Source organism: Veillonella tobetsuensis (genome assembly GCF_001078375.1).
Lineage (GTDB): Bacteria > Bacillota > Negativicutes > Veillonellales > Veillonellaceae > Veillonella > Veillonella tobetsuensis.
This window is the reverse complement of sequence record NZ_BBXI01000017.1, coordinates 34,797-58,303: the sequence shown is the minus strand read 5'-3', so window position 1 is coordinate 58,303 and position 23,507 is coordinate 34,797. Positions and strand designations below refer to the sequence as shown.

Sequence of the window (23,507 nt, the reverse complement as noted above, 5' to 3'; positions counted from 1 at the left end):
AATGAATATAAAGTTCGTTTTAAAATATTTGCTTTTAGGGATATTGACTAGTACTATTATTTTTTCTGTAGTAAATTTTAGTAATTACTATTTTATGAATAGATATCCATATGCATCAAATTTATATAATGAAGCATTTAAATTGTATAATGCTGGAGTATTAGAAAAAATATCTTGGACAAAACTATTCCATAGACTTGGTGCATCTGAATCTACGCAAGTTACAGTTTTTGGAGAACAAAATAAAAATTTTGAGGATAAGCTAGTATTAGACTATATAGTTCTATCTAAAGAATATATGTTATATAAATCTAACTATGATGATAATAATTATCTGTTTAATTTTAGTGATGGACGTCTAGTAATTAGTATTTTTTAGTAGGTGAGATTTATGAAAATCTTAAAGATATTTTTTGTTGGGGTGGGACTTATTATAGGATTACTACTTTCTGCTAGTATAGGGGGAGCCTTTGATAATTTTTTACAGCTTAAATATACTTCTAATTTTGAGAATTATTGGTCTGAATTTAGAGATATTCAAAACTCTACTCAAAGTGAAGTTTTATATATTAATCCTAAAGTATTGAGACTAGGTTCTTTGACGCCTCATTTTATTGCTAAACTTTCTTATAAAGGGGAAGTTTTTAGAACTCAGTTAGAAGGCTTAGGGTGGAGTTATAAAGATGGGGTATATAGAAAAATAGTTAATGGTGATACATATACCCTAATGGTTCTAGATTATAAGAATAATATTGAGCTTGAGTTATATGTTGAGAAATAATTTAAATATTTTATTTGTATAGTTATAACTTTTGGATATTAAGCTATGATGTAATGTAGTTAGTGATTTAGAGAATTGAATATACATACAATATATTTAGCTGTTTTTGTTATCCCTAGTAAAATAACAGATAGCTGATTAACATCAATCAGCTATCTGTTATTTTTTATTTATTGTTGCATATATCGAATAACTCCTATTAAAATCTCCAGATTTTAACGAATTTATGAGTGTTTTATGATAAAATAAAAGGTATGAATACTTCAACAACTCGGTCTATTACCTACAATGGTGACACAATTGAATATGAGTTAACAATCAAGCGTGTAAAGAATATAAACATGCGTGTACACAAGGATGGTAGTGTCCATGTTTCGGCGAATGCTTATGTACCAGATCATCGCATCGATGCGTTTGTTATCGAAAATATACCTTTTATTGAGCGGGCTCGTTTTAAATTAGAAGCATTAACGGCACAACGGATAGAGGCATTACAATATGTAACGGGTGAAACCGTATCTATTTTGGGCATGCCTGTTACGCTAGAGGTGCTAGAAACATCTGGCAAACCGCATATCAAGTTTGATGGGTCTAATCGTATGGTGCTGTTCGTTAAATCTGGTTATACCTATGAAGACAAGCATAAATTAATGCAAACCTTTTGGCGCCAGCTAGGAGAAAAGGTGTTTACCCATTGGGCGAAGGTCGTATATCAACGCTTTCACCAGCAACATATTGATGTACCCATGCCAACGGTAAAGCAACAGCGCATGAAGAGTCGTTGGGGTTCTTGTACGCCATCAAAGCAGCTTATTAAGATGAATATGCGTTTATTAGAAGGGCCTCAGGCCTATATTGAATACGTTATGGTCCATGAGTTTGCCCATTTTAAATACTTGGATCATTCTAAGAACTTTCACAATTTAGTGGCTCAATTTTTACCAGATTGGAAAGCCCGTAAGAAATCATTAAATATCTATTTTGCACATAGACCGTAAGGAGGTGTACCATGAAGCCATTTGTACATTTACATAGTCATACGGAATTTAGTTTATTGGACGGCATCAGCCGTTTACCGGATATGGTGCGCCGCGCGAAGGAACTGGAACAACCCGCCCTTGCCATTACGGACCATGGCAATATGTATGCAGCCATCTATTTTTATAAAGAATGTGTGGCACAAGGCATCAAACCGATTATTGGGTGTGAAGTATATGTCACAGAAGGTAGCCGCCTTGATAAACCAGAAGGACGTAGCCGTGAGCGATTAAAACATCTTATTTTGCTAGCCGAAACGATGGAAGGCTATCGAAACCTTGTTAAAATCGTGTCGAAGGCCTCTACGGAAGGTTTTAATTATAAGCCCCGTGCTGACCATGATTTGTTGCGTCAATACAGCAAGGGCATTATTGCTCTTAGTGCGTGTATTCAAGGGGAAGTACCTCAATATATTCTCCAAGATAATATGGAAGGAGCTCGCCGTGCTGTTGAATGGTACATTGAAACCTTCGGTAAAGACAATTTCTTTTTAGAAATTCAAAATCACGGTTTACCTGAAGAGTTACGTGCTCAGCAAGTGCTATGCCAATTAGCTGACGAATATGGCCTAGGCATCGTGGCGTCCAATGATTTCCACTATGTTATGAAAGACGACGCTGATGCTCAGGATATCCGCGTTTGTATTCAAACGGGCCGACGTCGCGCCGAAGTAGATCGTTTGAAATTCCCTAATGATGAGTTTTATCTCAAATCTGGGGACGAGATGGCAGATCTCTTTGGACACATCCCTGGGGCCTTAGAAAACACATTAAAGATTGCAGACCGATGCAATGTAGAATTTAATTTTGATGAACATCATTTGCCGCACTTTGACGTGCCTGAAGGAGAAACGTCTAAGACCTATTTGCGCAAGGTTTGTGAACGAGAAATACCTCGTTTGTATGGCGATACATCAGAAGAACTTAAAAAACGCCTAGACTACGAACTCGATGTTATCGGGACGATGGGCTTTGAAGACTATTTCCTTATTGTATGGGACTATGTGCGCTATGCGCGTGAACACGATATCCTTGTAGGCCCAGGCCGTGGCTCTGCAGCCGGTTCTGTTGTAGCCTATTTACTAGGCATTACAGGGCTCGACCCATTACAATACGATTTGCTCTTTGAACGATTCCTAAATCCAGAACGGGTAAGCATGCCTGATATCGATATCGACTTCTGCTATGAAAAGCGGGGCGAAGCTATCGATTATGTAACTCGAAAATATGGACAGGCTCGTGTGTCTCAAATCATCACCTTTGGTACAGAAGCGGCCCGCGCCGTTATTCGTGACGTAGGTCGTGTGCTCGATTTACCATTAGCTGAGGTCAATCGCATTGCGAAGATGATACCTAATGAATTGGGCATCACCTTAGAAAAGGCCTTAAAGGGTAAAGATTTAAAAGCCTTATATGATACAGACCCTAATGTAAAAGAGCTATTTGATTTTGGCCAAAAGCTGGAGGGTATTGCTCGTAATTCGTCCACTCATGCAGCAGGCGTCGTAATTTCCGCAGATCCTCTAGATGACCATGTGCCTGTACAAAACTCTAATGAAGAAGGCTTTGTCACTCAATATGATAAGGATAATATCGAAGAATTAGGCCTGTTGAAGATGGACTTTTTGGGCCTCCGTACATTAACCGTTATGGGGGATGCCCTTAAGTTAATCAAGGCAAACCGAGGGATTGACCTTGATTTAGATGCCATCCCATTAGATGATAAAGCGGCTTGCGATATCTTGACTAAGGGCGATACATCCGGTGTATTCCAGCTTGAATCCGATGGGATTACCAAGCTCGTTATGGATTTGAAACCTGAGCATTTTGAGGATCTCATTCCTCTTGTTGCACTCTATCGTCCAGGTCCTTTGGGGTCTGGCATGGTGGCGGATTTTATCGATCGCCGTCATGGTAAAAAAGAGGTAACCTATTTACATCCGATTTTGGAACCGATTTTAAAAGATACGTTCGGCGTTATTCTCTATCAAGAACAGGTTATGCAAATTGCGTCTGCCATGGGTGGGTTCTCCCTGGGGCAAGCGGACTTGATGCGCCGTGCGATGGGTAAGAAAAAGGAATCTGTCCTCAAGGCGCAACGGGAATCCTTTATACAAGGTTCCATTAACAATGGCATCGAAGAGTCCATTGCAAACGAAGTATTTGACTTGCTCGTTTACTTCGCCGGTTATGGCTTTAATAAATCCCATAGTGCGGCCTATGCGTATATTGCGTACCAAACAGCGTATCTTAAGGCGCATTATTTTCCAGAATTTATGGCCGCTACCATGACAAGCTTTATGCAAAATATGGATAAGCTCACATACTATATCAATGCTTGTAAAAAACATAATGTGCAGGTCCTCGGTCCCGATGTAAACCATTCCTTGCGTAGCTTTGCCGTACAAGGTAATGCCATTCGCTTTGGTCTTGGGGGCATCAAGAACGTAGGGGATAATGCCATCGATCGACTCATCGCCGAACGTGAGGCCAATGGGCTCTATACGAGCATTACCGATTTTTGTCGCCGCGTAGATAGCAAGGTCGTTAATAAACGATTGCTAGAAAGCTTAATCCGCTGCGGTGCGATGGACGGATTCGAGGAGAACCGGAATCAGTTATTGCATATGTATGAAAGTGCACAGGCTGTAGGGGCTAAGCAGCAAAAGGATGCTGCCATGGGTACTATGAGTCTCTTTGGTGAAAGTACAGATGACGTCGATATGATTCCGGTACCGAATTTACCTGATTTATCGGAAGATGATAAATTGAAGGATGAAAAGGACTACACCGGGTTCTATATTACGGGCCATCCATTGCAAGGCTATAACAAGGAACTGAAAGGCCTATTTGAATTAGGGCAACTCCTTGAAAACCCAGAGCGTTTTGATGGTCAAACGATTACCTTTGGTGGTCTCATTGCTGAAAGAGGGGATAGACCTACAAAACGGGGCGATGTCATGAGTATTCTTCGCATCGAAGATTACTCTGGTTCGGCTCAAGTGGTGGCATTTCCGAAGGTATTTGCTCAGAGCCAACAATTCTTGGCTGTCGATATGGTCGTTAAGGTGCGAGGCCGTGTTGATGCGGATGAAAAGGGTGTGCAGATTATTGCTGATCGCATTGCACCGTTAAAGGTAAATTACAACAATGCACGACAAATCGCTATCCATATTCGAGGTGCCTATGATACGCCAGAGAATAGTAATGCGTTGAAGGAAATACTTTCACAAGCAGAAGGGCAAGTACCGACAGCATTATATTTACACAAACAACGAAAACGAATTAATTTATCACCTCAATTATGCTTTGCACCGACAGATGAAATCATCGCATGCATTGAAGCGGTATTAGGTGAAGGTGCCGTAGAGGTGCAATAGAGTATATTAAATACCATCCCATTTAGGAGGATATATGAAACGTACAAAAATCGTATGTACCGTAGGTCCGGGCACGGATAAATTCGGTATTTTAGAAGATATGATGCGCGCTGGCATGAATGTAGCTCGTTTTAACTTCTCTCATGGTTCGCATGAAGAGCAAGCGGAGCGCATGCAAATGGTGCGTGATGCGGCGATGATTGTCAATAAACCAATCGCATTATTGCTCGATACAAAGGGCCCTGAGGTTCGTCTTGGCCTATTTAAAGAGGGCAAGGTGTTCCTCGAAGCGGGGCAACAATTTACATTGACTACGGATGATGTAGAAGGCACGTCAGAGATTAGTGCTGTAAACCATAAAGGTTTAGTAGGCGACGTGCATGTTGGCGATACGGTTCTCTTAGCTGATGGCCTTGTTCGATTGACCATCGATGCTATCGAAGGTAATAACATCATTACCACCGTTCAAAATAGTGGCGAAATCGGCAATCGCAAACGGGTGGCCGTGCCAGGCGTAGCGCTTAGCTTGCCACCTGTATCCGAGCAAGATGAATTAGATTTGCGTTTTGGCTGTCAACAAGGCGTGGACTTTGTGGCCGCATCCTTTATGCAACGTGCTAAGGACGTGGTGGCCATTCGTCGCATCTTGGAATCTGAACAAAAGGATATTAAGATTATCGCCAAAATTGAAAATGCAGAAGGGGTTAATAATATCGATGAAATCCTCGATGTAGCGGATGGTCTTATGATTGCTCGTGGTGATTTGGGCGTAGAAATTCCTGCCGAAGAAGTACCGGTATTGCAAAAGATGATGATTGAAAAATGTAATCGTCTTGGTAAACCTGTTATTACGGCTACACAAATGTTGGAGTCTATGATTCAAAACCCTCGTCCAACTCGTGCCGAGGCGAGTGATGTGGCCAATGCCATCTTAGATGGCACCGATGCGATTATGTTGTCTGGCGAAACGGCTAATGGTTCATACCCTGTAGAAGCTGTTACAACGATGACACGCATTGCAGAGGTAACGGAGCAATCCGTCATTTATGATCATAAGAGCAGAACGCAGGAAAGCGATGATGTGACAACCACTGAGGCTGTATGTTTGGCCAGTGTGCGCGTTGCGAGTGATCTTGGGGCAGCAGCTATTTTGACATGCACCGAATCTGGGCATACTGCAATTAGTGTGGCTCGTCACCGTCCAGTTTGCAAAATTATCGCTATCACACCGCATGATGAAACAATTCGTCGCATGCAATTATGCTGGGGTGTTGAAGCCATCAAGGGCCGTGAAAATATCAACTCTGATGAGATGGTAAAACAGGCGATTACCGGTGCACTTGGGGCAAATGCCATCAATTCTGGTGATTTAGTTGTCGTTACCGCTGGCGTACCTTCTGGCTCTACAGGTACTACGAATATGATTCGCGTTCATATTGCAGGCAAGGTATTGTTGTCTGGCAATGGTATTTTGCGTAAATCCGCTACGGGTCGCGTATTTATTGCGGCTAATCATAAGAATGATTATGAAAGCTTCCAATCCGGCGATATTCTTGTAGTAGGGACTATGGAACCAGAATTGATGAATATTGCTAAACGCGCTGGCGGTATCATTTCTGTTGAAGATGGATACACATCGGATAGCGCTATTGCAGGTATTACGTATGGTATTCCTGTCATTTTAGGCGCCAAAGACGCTTATGACGTATTGCTTGAAGGCGCAGAGGTTACCATCGATGGTGAACGGGGCAAAGTCTTTGCAGGCATTGCGAATGCTAGATAAGCAATATATAATGTAATTAGGTTGGTCATAAAAAGGAGTACGACTATGGATGATAAAGAATGGCGTACCTTTGTAACCGTTGTAGATGAAGGTAATATAACAAAAGCAGCTGAAAAGTTATTTGTTTCACAACCTGCTTTGAGCTATCGACTGCGTCATTTAGAGGATAGTGTAGGATACTCCTTGTTGCTTCGCACCACAGAAGGTATTGCATTGACGCCACAAGGTGAAATCTATTATGACTATTGCAAACGCATGCTACATGATAGAGAGGCCTTAGACCATGCATTGACATCGTCTACTGGTAAGATTCAAGGTACCTTGAAGATTGCATCATCCATCAATTTTGCAGATTATGAATTACCAGCTTTGTTGAAATCGTTCCGCGAACAGTATCCAGATGTACATATTCAAGTTAAGACAGCTTTCAGCCATCAAGTTGTAAAGATGTTTAATACCGGTGATTGTATGGTGGCGTTTGCACGCGGTGGATATGAAGTATCAGGTAATTCAGAATTGTTATTGGAAGAACCGTATTGCTTGGTATATAAAGAGTTAGTACCACCAGAATCGTTAGAGAAGGTGCCCTTTATTCGATACCAAACTGATGCATCGGTAGCTAATATCATTGAAAAATGGTGTGCCGAGCATTTTGAAGAACCTCCTATTGTGGCGATGGACGTCAATTCCATGAGTACATGTCGTCATTTTGTGCGGGCCGGTCTAGGATGGTCTATTCTAACCTATATGGGGCTTGGATCTTGTAAAGACAAAGATATTTATGTTAGCCCATTGCGTAGCAAGGATGGCACGTATATTACGCGTGATACCAATATGGTATACACAAAAGAGTCGGCCAATTTAATTGCTGTCAAAACATTTATCGAGTACGTACGAGATTACTATAAAAAACACACTGTCGTAGACGATAGTATTTTTAGAGAATATAAATCATAACATGTAAGTGCATGTATACATCTTGTTAGAGGTGTATGCATGCATTTTTTTCATTTACACCTAAAAATCTATGAGAAAAATGCATAAAAAGTATGAATGACAGTTATAAAAATTTTTATGACCCCTATAAAGGTAATCTATTTTTCAGAAAATGATTATCAACGTATAATGAAATCATACTAAATACAAGAATTCATAAAGTAATAGTCGCGTATTACGAATTACTTGGGTAGTGTTAGGATGAACAGTATATGCCTATGTTTATAAGAAAGGAAAAAACATGGAAAGACTTGTAAAATTAGCCGTTATCGTGCTAATTCCAATTATCCTCTGGTTTACAACTCCACCAGCAGGACTATCTGCGGAAGCGTGGCGCCTATTTGGTTTCTACATCGCAGGTATCTTAGGTTTGATTTTAAAACCATATCCAATTCAAATTATTTTATTATCTGTATTAGCTGCTTCTGCCTTATTCATGGACAATGCAAAAGATATTTTGGTAGGTTATGGCTCCACAGCATTGTGGATGATCATTGCAGCCTTCTCCTTGAGCGTTGCATTTGGTAAAACTGGTCTTGGTCACCGTGTAGCGTACCACTTAATCCGTGCATTCGGTTCTACCGTATTGCGTTTAGGCTATGTAACAGCGCTTCTTGACTTAATCTTGTCTCCAGCAACACCTTCTAATACAGCACGTGCAGCTGGTATCGTATATCCTATTAACTTATCCATTGCAGAATCTATCGGTTCTTACCCTGGTGATACTGCAAAACGCGGCGGTTCCTTTATCTTGATGAATGGTTACTTCGTAACAAAGATTACGTCCTTTATGTTCTTAACAGCTATGGCTCCTAATGTGTTGGCACTGGATTTCGTTACTAAGATTACAGGCCTTACTATGAACTGGGTCGAATGGGCAGTGGCTTTGGCCATTCCTGGCCTTGTAATGTTGATTTTTGTTCCTCTTGTAGGCTACTGGATTGACCGTCCTGAAGCTGTAAAAATCGACAATAAGAAATTGGCAGACGAAGGCCTTGCAAAATTAGGGGCTATGAAAATGTCTGAAAAAATCTTGGCTGTTGTATTCATTCTTGCTCTTCTTGGTTGGGCATGGCCTTCTATTGGATATTTTTTCCCAGCTATCGCTTTTGATTTGAGTCCTACAGCAGTAGCATTAGTTGCTATGACTGTTGTTTTCTTATCCGGCATCATCACATGGGAAGATATGGTTCAAACAAAAGCTGTTTGGAACACATTCATCTGGTTCGGTGCTATCCTTGGTTTATCTACAGCTTTAACAAAAGCTAAATTCTTTGCTTGGCTTGCTACATTCATGCAAACCAACTTGGCACTCGATGTATCTCCACTTGTAGTAGTATTAATTCTTTCCGCTATCAGCGTTGTTATTCGTTACTTATTCGCTTCTAGTACCGCATATATCGCATCCATGCTTCCTGTATTCTTAACAGTAGGTATGGCAGCCGGTGTTAACCCTGTTATGTTTGGTTTAGTATTGCTTGCTACAAATGCATTTGGTGGTCTCGTAACTCACTACGGTGCATCCCCTGGTCCTATTATCTACTCTGCAGGTTATAATAACTTGAAAGAATGGTGGACTGCTGGTGGTATCTTAGCGGTATTAAGCTGGATCTTACTCTTTGTAATAGGTATCCCTTGGTGGACTTTCATTGGTATGATTTAATCACCATATAATTTTATAATCATCATTGTTTTTACGGCTTAGGCCAGACTTCGCGACGGTCTGGTCTTTGCCATTTGATATATTTTTTAGTGAAAGGATGTAACATGGCACAATTAGTGAAAGCTGCGCAAGCAGGCTTCGACGAAAAAAATGATGCATTAGTTACGGTAGAACCGATTGCTAGCGGCATCGAAATCGAATTGACTTCCAAAGTTATGCGTCAATATGGCGACCAAATTAAATCTGTTATCTTGAATACAGTTAAAGAAGCTGGTTTTGATGGCGTAAAAGTAACTGTACAAGATAAAAACGCTTGGGATTACACAATTAAAGCTCGCGTGTTGGGCGCATTAGAAAGGGGGAGCAAAGCATAATGGCTAACGATAAAACATTTCCAGAAGTAAAAACTAATCCGCTTACAGAAGCGGCTAAAAAACGCTTATCCCGTTCCATGATGTTCGTTCCTGGTAATACACCAAAAATGATTAACAGTGCTGATATCCACGGCTCTGACTCCATCATGATCGATATCGAAGATTCCGTGCCTATTACAGAAAAAGACACAGCTCGTCTTTTGACTGCAGAAGCATTGAAATCCCGTAAATTCCACGCTGAAACAGTTGTTCGTATCAACCATCCTACACAAACTCCTTATGGTTATGATGATCTTGATGTTATCGTTCCAGCTAAACCTGATATGATTCGTTTACCTAAAACTGAAGACGTATCCGAAGTTGAAATCGTAGCGAAGAAAATTGAAGAAGTGGAAAAAGCTAATGGCTGGCCAGAAGGTACAATCAACATTATCGTAGCTATTGAATCCGTTCGTGGCTTGTACAATGTTCGTGAAATCTGCCATGGTCCTCGCGTAGTTGCTATCGCTCTTGGCGCTGAAGACTACCGTGCCGATCTTCGCACAGGTAAACATAAACCAGCTGTTGAATTGTTGTTTGCTCGTCAAACAATCCTTCATGCAGCACGCGAAGCAGGTATCCGCGTAATCGATACTGTATTCTCTGACGTAAAAGACCCTCAAGGTTTCCGCGAAGAAGTTGAATTCATTAAAGCATTGGGTTATGACGGCAAATCTTGCATCCACCCAAGCCAAATCAAAATTATCCACGAAGTATTCACTCCTGATGAAAAAGAAATCGCTCATTCCGTTAAGGTATTGAACAGCTATGCTGATGCATTGCGCAACAATAAAGGCGTAATTTCCGTAGATGGTAAGATGATCGATGGTCCTATCGTAGTTCGTGCACAACGCGTAGTTGATAAAGCTCGTGCAGCAGGCATTAAAGTTGAATTAGAGGAAGGAGCAGAATACGATGTTAAATAAAGTAGGTCGCGATATCCCAACAAATATCCCAGCACTAGAAGGTCGCGAAGTATATCAAGGTGAATTCGCAATTGAACCTAAGGCAAAACGTGCAGGTAAACCTGTTCATATGAGCCGTGTTGGTACTAATAAAGTTCTTGCTTCCATCGATGAAGCAATCGAAAAAGCTGGCGTAAAAGATGGCATGACATTGTCCTTCCATCATCATTTGCGCAATGGCGACTATGTTATGAAAATGGTTATGGAACGCGTTCAAGCGAAAGGCATTAAAGATATTACAATCGCTTCTTCTTCCTTGTCTCCATGCCATGACTTCTTGGTAGAAATGATTCAAGACGGTACTGTTACAGCTCTCGAAACATCTGGTCTTCGCGATCGTCTTGGTAAATTCTTAACACAAAACCCTGGCGTATTAAAACGCCCTGTAGTCATTCGTCCTCATGGTGGCCGTGCTCGTGCTATCGAATCTGGCGAAGTTCATATCGACGTAGCTTTCATGGCTGCTCCTACAGCTGACCCTCGCGGCAATGCAACTGGTCGTATGGGTAAATCCGCATGTGGCGCACTTGGCTATGCTAAGGTTGACTCTCACTATGCAGATACAACTGTTATCATCACTGATAACTTGGTTGACTATGTACACAACTATGCCATCCCTCAAACAGATGTAGATTATGTTGTTCCTGTTGAAAGCATCGGCGATCCAGAAGGTATTGCTTCTGGTGCAATTGGCTTCACTAAGAACCCTATTCAAATTAAAATCGCTGAACTAGCTGGTGAATTCCTTGACCAAGCGGGTATCATCAAAGAAGGTTTCGTATTCCAATTGGGCGCTGGTGGTGCTCCATTGACTGTAGCAAAATTCATCGCTGAAAAACTTCGCAAACGCGGTGAAGCTGGTGGCTTTGCTATCGGTGGTGCTACTGGTATCTTAACTGGTATGCTTGAAGAAGGTTTGATCAAAGCTATCTATGATACTCAAACATTCGATACTACTGCAGCTGCATCATTGGATAAAAACCCTGCACATATCGAAATGTCTGCTTCCATGTACGCTAACCCATGGACAGACTGCACTACAAACTACCTAGACGTAGTATTCCTTGGTGCTACTGAAATCGACCTTGATTTCAACGTAAACGTAATGACAGACTCTAACGGTGTATTGATGGGCGCTTCTGGCGGTCACTCTGATACAGCAGCAGGTGCTAAATGCACGGTTATTACTTGCCCATTGATCCGTGGTCGCTTGCCAATGATCCGTGATAAAGTAGCAACTGTAATTACACCAGGCTCTTCCGTTGACGTACTCGTTACTGAATACGGTATTGCAATCAACCCAGCTCGTACTGATTTGATTGAACGCTTCAAAGATAGCAACTTGCCTATCTACACAATTGAAGAATTACAACAATTAGCATTCGACTTAGTTGGTAAACCACAAGATATTCCTGTATCTGACAAAGACGAAGACATCATCGCAATCGTAGAATACCGCGATGGCTCTATCATCGACGTGGTTCGTAAACCTCTATAATTGAGTTGGTGATGTGGAGCACGGTTAGATACTGTGCGGTTCCGCTGGTGGTATCACCATCCCACGCTGATTAAATAATACAAAGACCCTCTCCATGGTCCTAGGACTCACACATGCCTGAAGTTCCTCTACGGACCACGGAGAGGGTCTTTTTGTATTTTTATGAATTATAGGACTGTAGGGAGGGGGTAATGTGAGATTTTTACATATTAAATATGATGCTATGGGTGAAAATTTGGGCATTTATAAAGTTATAATATCTATATAAAAGAATGTGGTTATATATTAGGGGGATATCTATGTATCAATATAGGGCTAATGTAGAATTTGATATAGATGGATTAAAGGATTTTTATATAGATGACTTAATGGAGCAAGAATTAAATATTTACTTAATGGTTGAATGTTGGATTCGAGATTATATTGATATTAATGATATGTATATTAGAATGGTTGAAGATGGACATGAAATACTAGAATGGGAATCTTTTCTTCCGAGTGCATTATCATATCGTAGTTTATTTGTGGCTAGCAATTATAAACTTGGATATAAAAATCAGTGTATTGATTATTTATATGCAAGATTTAAACAAGTTGTTGAAGGGGAACTTATAAGAAATTCTTTAATAGATAGATTAGAAATTGAACGAGTATATCTATTACAAAACTCTATGCAAATTCTATTAAATTGTAATTATAACATTGATTTTGAGAAGTTTGTAAAACGATGGATGGCGATTTGTAGTACTGAATATCATCCTGTATACTATAAATTAAAAGGTAATGTATTTATTGTATGAAGTTTGTATTATTTAATTTGGAGGTTAATGCCATGGGAACTGTGTGGAGATTACAAACAAGAACAGATAGTAGCAGTGGAGAAAAAATTTCAAAGTATTGTTTAGATAATGATGTTGCTGCTTTAGGGTGGAGTATTAAGGATGACCACATAAAGAATTATAACCCTGAGGCTATAATTGAAATACAAGAAAAACGTAAAAATATAGAAGATATAAATCAGTATTATGATGTTGTTAGAACTTATGGTTTATATGGGATAAATCGTAAAAAACGGTTGATTGCTGTTGATATGCTAACGGAAGTTGAAAAGGGTGACTATATTTGGATGCGTGATAATGGTATTTATTATCTAGGGCATGTAACTGAAAAATCTGAGTATATTTATAACAGCGATGATGATGCATTAGATTTTGATGCTGCTAATCAAATTACAGAGGTTAAGTGGGAACGGATTGGTGATGAAAGCCAGGTACCAGGTGCAGTAGCAACAGCTTTTATTCGCGGTCGAACTATTCAACGTATAAATAAAGACTATATGTTTGAGTATGCTGAATATGCATTTTGGGGAAAACCTTTGATATTAGAGAATTCAAAAGAAGAATTTTTACAACAATTATTTTATGATTGTTTATCTCCAAATGATTGTGAGGATTTAGTTTGTTTATATTTATATGATCGTAAAGGTTATGTGACAATCCCATCTACGAATAAAATTGCAACTGAGCTATATGAATGTGTATTAGTAAATCCAGAAAATGGGATGCTTGCATATCCTCAAGTTAAAAAAGGAAATGTTGCTTTAGATTTTATTAAGTATATTGATTTGGTAGATGATCAGAAACGAAAAAAAGAAGTATATCTATTTACATCGGAAGGTGAGATAAAAAATTCCAATATTCAAAGTGATTCGATTCATATTATTGCTCCAAATGACTTATATCTATGGGTAAAGTCTAAGATGGAAAGTGTAAATTATCTAATCCCTGAAGGTATTGTAAAATGGTATAAATTAATACACTCGTCAGAACAATAGTTAAAAATTAGGAGAGAGCATATGAGCCAAGTATTTAAGCAGGATTTAACGGATACTTCAGATCGTCCTGGTGGTATCTTTTTTGTTGAGTTGCTGATGGCGGAGCATTGTGATATACTTGACCGTGAGCATATGGTTGAGGTATTTACAAAGCACTTAGGCACTGTAGATTGTTTTAGTTATGGGGCGGATTCAGCTGGTTTTGCACCTCAGAATTATAAGGTGCATTATGAGGATAATGATGCAGAGGTTCCTCCAACATTGATGATTACAAAATGTGAGAAAATTGATAAGCCTGTATTAGACGATTTTGATCGTAGTCAGGTATGGAATTGTCCCAATGTAGATGACTTGTTGGCAGAGTGCGAATATAGAGTATTTGCTACGGATATGTTAGCTGCTGGTTTAGAGTCAAAACAGCGTGCTGATATGCTCGTAAAGTATGTAGATGCTTTGTTAGAATTATATCCGGCTTGTAAGGCCGTTGTCTTTGGTCCATCTCGTAAGTTTTTAAGTCGTGAATCGATTGAAAATTATCCAGATAAGGCTGTAACTCGTTTTATTGATTATGCAGTTAATGTGCGATATTTTAACATTCAAGGTACAGAAGATATGATGGTTGACTCGGTGGGGATGAGCACCTTATTCTTGCCTGATGTACAGTATCACTTTCATGGTATGAATCCTGATGATGTAGTTATTCATGCATATAATATGCTGTATTTTATTTTAGAAAATGACAATCCTGTGGGTGATGGTGATACTATTAGCGGCCTAGAGAATGGAGAATTGGATTCAAATGTGCAATGGACATTGCATTATGAGGATTCTCTAATTCAACCGGTGAGAGCAGTGCTTGATGTAAATATGGGTGAATATGCTTCAGGAACTCGTTAGTCGTTAATTGATGAAAGGTGAGGGTATTATGAGTAATCAACGTGTTTTTGATATGGAACTTGTGAAAGTTGAAAGTTTGGAGAATGCTGTTAGGACGCCATTTTATCAAACTGATTCCACAGGTGGTTCAGTATGGGTTATTAAACCTGGTCAAACCTTACCAAAACATTATCATCATCACTCTGATGATATATGGGTTATATTGCAAGGCAAGGGTGTATTTTATCCAACACCTGATACAGAGGTGCCTTTTACAAAGGGGCAAGTTATAGTATCTAAAAAGGGTGAATGTCATGGTGCAAAAAATACTGGAACGGAAGATATTGTCTTTGTGAGTATCGTTGCTCCGGTGCCGTCTGATTATGATCCTGTTACTACTAATTAATATGAAAGTACTTTATAGTATTTTCTTATCTTGTGATAGAGATATATTCATACTATAAAGTGTTTTTTTAGGAGCGATAACAGAAAGTGGGTCACTAGTGAGGTAGAAGGACTCAAATTCTTTATGATTTGGTTTTATACAATGTGTTTTTATGGCGTTGAATAAGAATTTTTAGTATAATATATAGATAGATAACAAACTATATAAACTACAAATAGCAAGGAGGTTCTTATGAATCCATATATGACACAAACGCCAAATGCTAATGATGTAGCATTGGTAGAAAGTATTGTATCTCAACGGTTAAAGGGCTCTATTTTATGGATGGTTGTTGGTTTATTGACCACATTGGGTATTGGTATTGCGACGCTAATGAATCCGTCATGGGCGCGCTTTGCAGCTAGCAATTTTAATATTTTATTGATTGCAGAAGTAGCGGTGGTATTCTTGTTTAGCATGCGCACGTATAAGGCCAATGTTATGTCCCTATATGCGATGTTCTTCATCTATAGTGCATTGAATGGCGTTACCTTATCACTTGTTTCGTTAGCATATGGCATCATGGAAGCTACTGTACCAGCATTGATTGGAGCATTGGCGTTCTTCGTTGCCTTTTCTATTGTAGGCCTTACAACTAAGAAGAATTTAGCCGGATTAACACCGTACTTAGTGGCTGCTATATTTGGTATGATTATCGTAAGTCTTGTATTTATGGCAGCATCGTATTTTTCGATTCCATATCTTAGTTCCATTAGTTATAGTACAATTAGCTTGATTCTTGGCTACATTGGGGTCGTGGTATTTTCCATTTTTACGGCTGTTGATATGAACATGATTAAAAACAGTGTTACTCAATTGGCACTATCTGAAGATGAAACGATTTTAGATCGTATTGAAATTGCTGGTGCACTTAGCTTGTATCTCGATTTCATTAACTTGTTCTTATCTTTGTTGCGTATCTTTGGTAACAGACGCTAATATCTGAATAGTGTATGTGAAAGCACCTTATATACTGTTAGAAATCTTTATGGAGATTTTACATAACAGATATAAGGTGCTTTTTGTATGTTACATATTCTAATTCGTTATTCCTATATTCTATATAATATCATTGACAGAGGACATTTGTTTTTTTAATATATTATGGTACGTATCATATAGTAAGTAGAAAGGATTCATATGAACTCATCATCTGTACCAGAGCCTCAAAGTGGGGCCATCGATTTTAAGGATTTTACAAGGCGGCGTATGTTGCATGTCATCCTACCATTATTTATTGTTTCTATTATTGCCTTTTTAGACCGTGTAAATATCGCCTATGCAGGCTTGACCATGAAAGAGAATTTACCATGGTTAACACCAGAAATATTCGGTATGGGCGCAGGTATATTCTTTATTGGCTATGTTTTATTTGAAGTCCCTGCATCTCTGTTAGCAGCGAGATTTAATGCGATGCATTGGGTAGCGCGTATCATGTTTAGTTGGGGCATTGTGTGTGTCCTCATGACAACAATGACGACAGAGTGGGAGTTCTTCTTATATCGATTCCTGTTAGGTTTATGTGAAGCGTCATTATATCCAGTTATTTATTCCTTATTAATACCTAATTGGTTTTTACCGAGAGAGCGGGCAAAAGCGATTTCCTTAATGCTTACATCTCTGTTATTCTCCAATATTATTGGTGGTCCATTAGCCGGCGTATTGCTCGATACGACCTTCTTTGGTTTACACGGATGGCGCACATTGTTTATTGTAGAAGCAATACCAGCCGTTGTGTTTGCTTTCATTTTTGCATTCTGGATGAAAGAAAAACCAGAAGAGGCTGCTTGGGTAACTGCTGCGGAGAAAGCATATATCAAAGAAGAGCTTGCCAAGGAAGAAGCTGAAAAACAATCCGTAAAGAAATACACAATTTGGCAGGCCTTGAAAGATCCAAAGGTATTGCGATTAGCATTGATTTATTTCTTGTGGGTTATTGGGTTCTGGGGATTCAGTTTCTGGATGCCACAAGTGCTTAAAAGCTTATCTGGATGGCCACCAAGTGTTGTAGCGTGGTCGATTGCTATTCCAATGAGTGCCGCCTTATTGGTACAAGTGTTCTGTGGCTACTCCTCAGAGAAACGAAATGAAAAACGTTGGCATGTGGCGACCACATTATTTGTTGGTACCATAGGTTTTATTGCTACACCACATAGTCCATCACCTGAAATTAGCTTGTTATTCATCTGTTTAACGGCTGTAGGCGTATATGGCGGCATGGGCGTATGGTGGACAATGCCAACTACATTCTTATCGGGTGCAGCTGCAGCAGGCGCTATGGGACTTATTAATTCCTCTGGTAATGTAGGCGGTTGGGTAGGCCCTTATATGCTTGGTTTTATCAACGGACATACTGGTAGCTTTGCAATGGGCTACTATGTAATGGGCGCTTGTATGTTCCTCGCAGGTCTATTGATTTTAACATTACCAAAATCAATGGAACATAAGGATAACTAAATATAGAATTAATTGGCAAATAAAAAGAGCTATATCTTTAATACACTTATACACATGGTATCGGTGCTATCTATAGATATAGCTCTTTATTCTATTTCTTTACATCAGGCACTTTTCCAGGGTTCATATCTAGGTTGAGATCTGTCGATTTCAAAGGGTTAGGATTCCCGTCAGGAGGAATTACCTTGAGTTCTGGATGTAACCATTCTAATTGTTTGAGTTCCCAGTCATATCTGGCACCATCATTTTGTAATTGACGGATATATGTTTCTAGTTCCTCAATTTGATCGGCGTGTTTATTGGCCATACCTTCTAAAATATAAAGTCGACCAGCGACACTTTCGATAGAGGATCCATCATGATCTTCATCAACGCGCCATTGTAATTCTGATATTTGGATTTGCTGAATAATGATAACGGTGATTAGAATCAAAATAACAGCCCACATAGGCGTTTCTTTAGCTTTCAAAAGGGCCCGCAATTTTGCTGCGAGCCCAGATGGTTTATTCATTATTTGTGGCCCTCCAATTGTAGACCAGGTAATGGTAATTTGGAGTTAACGAAGTCTAACCACAAGCGAGAAGCATGGGAGAGGTAGTGACCTTTTTTCCAGATAACATATAATGTATGGATGATTTCTGGAACAAGAGGGCGTACTACAACCTTGGAACCAACCTCTGTATTTTCACCTACCTCAGGACAGAGGCGAGATGGTAGTAAGGCGATGGCAAGATCAGCACTAACAGTTTGTAACATGAGATCACGTTGGCTCGTTTCAAAAACGATATGAGGTTGGAAACCTGTGTGTTTACAAGCTTTGATAATTTCATCATGTAAATTGAAATCGTCTTTATGGAGAACGAAGGATTCCTCTGAAAGCATTTCTAAACGAATTTCCGGTTCTTTAGCTAGTGGACTAGTTTTAGGAAGGATTACGGACAATGGATCAGATGTAAGATAAAAAGCTTCAAATTCTTTAGGATTTGGTTTTGTACAGATGATACCAATATCGATTAGACCTTCTTGAACACTGATTTCAACCTTCTTAGAACCTTGTTCGTATAATTCTAAATCAATTTGTGGATATACCTTTTTAAATTCGCCTAATAATTGTGCAAAAATTGGTGCGTCCGTAATAGGAGGGATACCAATACGGATGGAATCTTGCTCCAAACGAAATTCGTTTTCAAAATCTGTTTTTAAATGTTCAAACATGAACACAACACGTTTTGCATGAGTTAAAAAGATGGTACCACCATCAGTGAGTTCTACGGATTTGGCATTACGCATGAAAAGGACAACGCCTAATTCATCTTCTAATGCTTTTATTGTGCGGCTAATCGCGGATTGTGAGATATGTAAATTTCTTGCTGCTTTACTAAAGCTCTTTTGATCAGCTACTTCTACGAAGTATTTTAAATGGTGAAAATCCATAACTAACCCCCTGTAAATAAAAGGATGTGATATAAAGGAAAACCTTAAATGAGAATAGTTATTACTAAAATGCAATCAGCTATTACATTAAGTAAAGTATGGATAGCGATATTGGCAAGGTACCAAGCGCTGTATGTATTGCTTTGATATAGCTCGCCACGTTATAATGAGTTTATAGGGCTATATCAAGTTATGATATTAGGAATTATGGTTGTGCCCACTACAAAATAGTTTGTACTTCATAATGCCATATTTATATATAACATATATATTATTGCATTATTTTTTCATGTACGCAAGTTTGTAATGGTTGTTATTCCTAAACATAATGATAGATTAAGCAAGTGTTCTATTTTTGCTAAATGCTTAAGGAGGCAATAATCACATGAGTCGTAAATTTAAAACTATGGACGGCAACCAAGCGGCTGCTCACGTTTCTTATGGTTTTACAGAAGTTGCTGCGATTTACCCAATCACACCATCTTCTCCAATGCCAGAACACATTGACGAATGGTCTGCTGCTGGTCGTAAAAACATCTTCGGTAACACTGTACAAGTTGTAGAAATGCAATCTGAAGCAGGTGCCGCTGCCGCATTCCACGGTTCCTTACAAGCTGGTGCATTGACAACAACTTTCACATCTTCCCAAGGTTTGTTATTGATGCTTCCTAACTTATACAAAGTAGCAGGCGAATTACTCCCAGGTGTATTCCAAGTAGCTGCTCGTGCATTAGCTGCACATGCATTGGCTATCTTCGGTGACCACCAAGACGTAATGGCTGCTCGTGCAGCTGGTTGCGCTATGCTAGCTGAATCCTCCGTACAAGAAGTAATGGACTTGTCTGCAGTTGCTCACTTGACTGCTATTAAAACTCGTGTACCTTTCATCAGCTTCTTCGACGGTTTCCGTACATCCCACGAAATTCAAAAAATCGAAATCTGGGACTATGAAGATTTGAAACCATTAGTTGATATGGAAGCAGTTCAAGCTTTCCGTAAAAACGCTTTGAACCCAGATGCTCCTGTAACTCGTGGTACTGCAGAAAACCCTGACGTATACTTCCAACATCGCGAAGCATCCAATAAATTCTATCTAAACGTTCCTGACGTTGTAGAACACTACATGAACGAAATCAACAAATTGGCTGGCACTAACTACCAATTGTTCAACTACCATGGTGCTCCTGATGCAACTGATGTAATCGTAACTATGGGTTCTTCCGCTCAAGTTGTACAATCCACTGTTGATTACCTCAACAAATTGGGTCGTAAAGTTGGTTTCATCAACGTTCACTTGTTCCGTCCATTCGCAACAGATCGTTTGTTGAAAGCACTTCCTCAAACTGTAGAACGCATTGCAGTTCTTGACCGTACAAAAGAACCAGGCGCTTTGGCTGAACCATTGTTCTTAGACGTTCAAGCAGCTGTAGTTGACGGTGGCCGTAACGTAAAAGTTATCGCTGGTCGTTATGGTTTGAGCTCCAAAGACGTTATCCCTGCAGACATCGTAGCTGTATTCGATAACTTAAACGCTGAAAATGGTAAGAAATTCTTCACATTGGGTATCAATGATGATGTTACATTCTTGTCCTTAGATCGTGCTGAAGGCGTAGAAGTTGAAACTCCTGGTTTGACTGAATGTAAATTCTGGGGCTTCGGTTCTGACGGTACTGTAGGTGCGAATAAATCCGCTATCAAAATCATCGGTGACCACACTGATATGTATGCTCAAGCATACTTCGATTACGACTCCAAAAAATCTGGTGGCGTAACAATGTCTCACCTTCGTTTTGGTAACAACCCAATCAACTTACCTTACTTGATTACTGAACCTCAATTCGTAGCATGTCATCGTCAATCCTATGTACATGAATACGACTTGATTCGCGGTATCAAAAAAGGCGGTACATTCTTGTTGAACTGTACTTGGTCCCCTGAAGAATTGAGCGAACATTTACCTGCTAAATTACGTCGTGAAATCGCAGAAAAAGAATTGAACTTCTACATCATCAACGCTGCGAAAATCGCTTCCGAAATCGGTTTGGGCGGTCGTATCAACATGGTAACTCAAGCTGCATTCTTCAAATTAACTGAAATCATCCCTGTAGATGATGCTATCAAATACTTGAAAGAATCCGTAGTAACTTCCTACGGTAAAAAAGGTCAAAACATCGTTGACATGAACAACGCTGCTATCGACCAAGGCGTTGGCGCACTTGTAAAAGTTGACGTTCCAGCTGACTGGAAAAACGCTGTTGATGAAGGCGGTCACGCAGTTAAACCTGGTTGCGAATCTTGCCCATCCTTCGTTCAAAACATTGCACAACCAATCAATGCACAAGCTGGTTATGATCTTCCTGTATCCACATTTGTTGGTTACGAAGATGGTACATTACCTGCTGGTACTGCTAAATACGAAAAACGTGGTCCTGCATTGTTCGTTCCAAAATGGTTACCAGAAAACTGTATCCAATGTAACCAATGTTCCTTCGTATGTCCACATGCTACAATTCGTCCAATCTTGGCAACTGAAGCAGAAGTGGCTGCGGCTCCAGAACATTTCGATACAATCCCTGCTATGGGCGCTAAAGATCTTCAATTCCGTATCGCAGTATCCCCATTAGACTGCTTGGGTTGCGGTAACTGTGTTGATATCTGTCCATCTCCAAAAGGCAAAGCTATCGTAATGACTTCCATCGACACTGAAATTGAACAAGCTGAAGCTTGGAATTACGGTGTTAACCTTCCTGTAAAAGAAAACCCTATGAAGAAAGAGACCCTTAAAGGTTCTCAATTCGAACAACCATTGTTCGAGTTCTCCGGTGCTTGCGCAGGTTGTGGTGAAACTCCTTACGCTAAATTGTTAACTCAATTATTCGGCGACCGCATGATGATTGCCAATGCAACTGGTTGTTCCTCCATCTGGGGTGCTTCCATGCCTGCATCTCCATACACAACTAACCAACAAGGTCAAGGTCCTTCTTGGGCTAACTCCTTGTTCGAGGACAATGCTGAGTATGGTTATGGTATGTACATCGGCGTTAAGAAAGTTCGTCAACAATTAGCAGAAGTGGCTGCGAAAGCTGCTGAAACTGCTACTGGCGAATTGAAAGAAGCTTTAGAACAATGGCTTGAATTCGCTAACCTTGGTGCGGCTACTCGTCAACGTTCCGAACGTTTAGTAGCAGCTATCGAAGCTGAAGGTGCTACAACTCCTGAGTTGAAAGAACTTCTTGAGAAAAAACAATTCTTGATCAAACGTTCCCACTGGATCTTCGGTGGTGACGGCTGGGCATACGATATCGGTTTCGGTGGTGTTGACCATGTATTAGCTTCTGGCGAAGACATCAACATCTTCGTATTCGATACTGAAGTATACTCCAACACTGGTGGTCAAGCTTCTAAATCCACTAACATTGCAGCAGTAGCTCAATTCGCGGCAGCTGGTAAACGTACTAAGAAAAAAGACCTTGGCATGATGGCTATGTCTTATGGTTATGTATACGTAGCACAAGTAGCTATGGGTGCAGATAAAAACCAATTGATGAAAGCTATCACAGAAGCTGAAGCATATCCAGGTCCATCCTTGATTATCGCTTACAGCCCATGTATTAACCATGGTATCAAAGCTGGTATGGGTAAAGCTCAAGAAGAACAACGCAAAGCAGTTGCTTGTGGTTACTGGGATCTTTACAGATACAATCCACAACTTAAAGAAGAAGGTAAAAACCCATTCTCCTTGGATTCTAAAGAAGGCAACTACGAAGAGTTCCAAAACTTCCTTAAAGGTGAAGTTCGTTACGCTTCCTTGGCTAAAGCAGCTCCAGACGTTGCAGAAGAATTGTTTGCTAAAACTGAACAAGACGCTAAAGAACGTCGCTTAAGCTATGTTCGCTTACAAAAAGGTTTCGAAGACATTAAATAATTAGTCTCTTCAAACGTCAT

At 39.8% G+C, this 23,507-nt stretch carries 19 protein-coding genes; 17 read left to right on the top strand and 2 right to left on the bottom strand.

What is annotated here, in order from left to right; translation table 11 throughout:
- The first annotated feature begins 1 nt into the window (after position 1).
- The 16 genes from VEI_RS07435 (at position 2) to VEI_RS07360 (ending at position 18,128) form a co-directional block, all read left to right on the top strand.
- On the top strand, positions 2-379 hold the full coding sequence (locus VEI_RS07435) for a hypothetical protein (protein WP_038122493.1): 378 nt from the start codon (positions 2-4) through the stop codon (positions 377-379).
- 12 nt (positions 380-391) lie between these two features.
- Entirely contained in the window at positions 392-781 is a 390-nt protein-coding gene (locus VEI_RS07430) for a hypothetical protein (protein ID WP_038122491.1), read from the top strand.
- 230 nt (positions 782-1,011) lie between these two features.
- On the top strand, positions 1,012-1,779 hold the full coding sequence (locus VEI_RS07425; protein WP_059363889.1) for a M48 family metallopeptidase: 768 nt from the start codon (positions 1,012-1,014) through the stop codon (positions 1,777-1,779).
- An 11-nt stretch (positions 1,780-1,790) separates the two neighbouring features.
- On the top strand, positions 1,791-5,198 hold the full coding sequence (locus VEI_RS07420; RefSeq protein WP_059363886.1) for a DNA polymerase III subunit alpha: 3,408 nt from the start codon (positions 1,791-1,793) through the stop codon (positions 5,196-5,198).
- 34 nt (positions 5,199-5,232) lie between these two features.
- Complete coding sequence (gene pyk, locus VEI_RS07415; protein WP_059363884.1) at positions 5,233-6,981, top strand: pyruvate kinase; 1,749 nt, start codon at positions 5,233-5,235, stop codon at positions 6,979-6,981.
- 45 nt (positions 6,982-7,026) lie between these two features.
- Entirely contained in the window at positions 7,027-7,938 is a 912-nt protein-coding gene (locus tag VEI_RS07410) for a LysR family transcriptional regulator (protein ID WP_059363882.1), read from the top strand.
- Positions 7,939-8,218: 280 nt separating this feature from the next.
- Positions 8,219-9,640 (top strand): DASS family sodium-coupled anion symporter, encoded by a 1,422-nt coding sequence (locus VEI_RS07405; protein WP_005379349.1) that lies wholly within the window; start codon positions 8,219-8,221, stop codon positions 9,638-9,640.
- Positions 9,641-9,744: 104 nt separating this feature from the next.
- Entirely contained in the window at positions 9,745-10,014 is a 270-nt protein-coding gene (citD, locus tag VEI_RS07400) for a citrate lyase acyl carrier protein (protein WP_005379312.1), read from the top strand.
- Positions 10,014-10,979, top strand: a complete 966-nt coding sequence (locus VEI_RS07395) for an HpcH/HpaI aldolase/citrate lyase family protein (RefSeq protein WP_059363880.1) — start codon at positions 10,014-10,016, stop codon at positions 10,977-10,979. The genes citD and VEI_RS07395 overlap by 1 nt, the downstream gene beginning before the upstream one ends.
- On the top strand, positions 10,969-12,516 hold the full coding sequence (citF, locus tag VEI_RS07390) for a citrate lyase subunit alpha (RefSeq protein ID WP_059363878.1): 1,548 nt from the start codon (positions 10,969-10,971) through the stop codon (positions 12,514-12,516). The genes VEI_RS07395 and citF overlap by 11 nt, the downstream gene beginning before the upstream one ends.
- A 299-nt stretch (positions 12,517-12,815) precedes the next feature.
- Positions 12,816-13,316: a hypothetical protein gene (locus VEI_RS07385; protein WP_059363876.1), complete on the top strand. Its 501-nt coding sequence runs from the start codon at positions 12,816-12,818 to the stop codon at positions 13,314-13,316.
- Between the two features lie 32 nt (positions 13,317-13,348).
- Positions 13,349-14,350 (top strand): hypothetical protein, encoded by a 1,002-nt coding sequence (locus tag VEI_RS07380; protein WP_059363875.1) that lies wholly within the window; start codon positions 13,349-13,351, stop codon positions 14,348-14,350.
- 21 nt (positions 14,351-14,371) lie between these two features.
- Entirely contained in the window at positions 14,372-15,247 is an 876-nt protein-coding gene (locus VEI_RS07375) for a DUF4261 domain-containing protein (protein ID WP_059363873.1), read from the top strand.
- A gap of 28 nt (positions 15,248-15,275) precedes the next feature.
- Positions 15,276-15,632: a cupin domain-containing protein gene (locus VEI_RS07370; protein ID WP_005379354.1), complete on the top strand. Its 357-nt coding sequence runs from the start codon at positions 15,276-15,278 to the stop codon at positions 15,630-15,632.
- A gap of 231 nt (positions 15,633-15,863) precedes the next feature.
- Positions 15,864-16,610: a Bax inhibitor-1/YccA family protein gene (locus tag VEI_RS07365; protein ID WP_005378409.1), complete on the top strand. Its 747-nt coding sequence runs from the start codon at positions 15,864-15,866 to the stop codon at positions 16,608-16,610.
- 201 nt (positions 16,611-16,811) lie between these two features.
- Positions 16,812-18,128 (top strand): MFS transporter, encoded by a 1,317-nt coding sequence (locus VEI_RS07360; RefSeq protein ID WP_059363871.1) that lies wholly within the window; start codon positions 16,812-16,814, stop codon positions 18,126-18,128.
- A gap of 91 nt (positions 18,129-18,219) precedes the next feature.
- Here the strand turns inward: VEI_RS07360 and VEI_RS07355 are convergent, their stop codons facing one another.
- On the bottom strand, positions 18,220-18,639 hold the full coding sequence (locus VEI_RS07355; RefSeq protein ID WP_059363868.1) for a hypothetical protein: 420 nt from the start codon (positions 18,637-18,639) through the stop codon (positions 18,220-18,222).
- Entirely contained in the window at positions 18,639-19,562 is a 924-nt protein-coding gene (locus VEI_RS07350; protein WP_059363866.1) for a LysR family transcriptional regulator, read from the bottom strand. Before VEI_RS07350 ends, VEI_RS07355 begins: the two co-directional genes overlap by 1 nt.
- A 385-nt stretch (positions 19,563-19,947) precedes the next feature.
- Here VEI_RS07350 and nifJ point away from each other — a divergent pair, with 385 nt between their 5' ends.
- Positions 19,948-23,487 carry a pyruvate:ferredoxin (flavodoxin) oxidoreductase gene (nifJ, locus tag VEI_RS07345; RefSeq protein WP_059363864.1) on the top strand — a complete coding sequence of 1,180 codons (3,540 nt, stop codon included), beginning with the start codon at positions 19,948-19,950 and terminating at the stop codon, positions 23,485-23,487.
- The last annotated feature ends 20 nt before the right edge of the window (positions 23,488-23,507 follow it).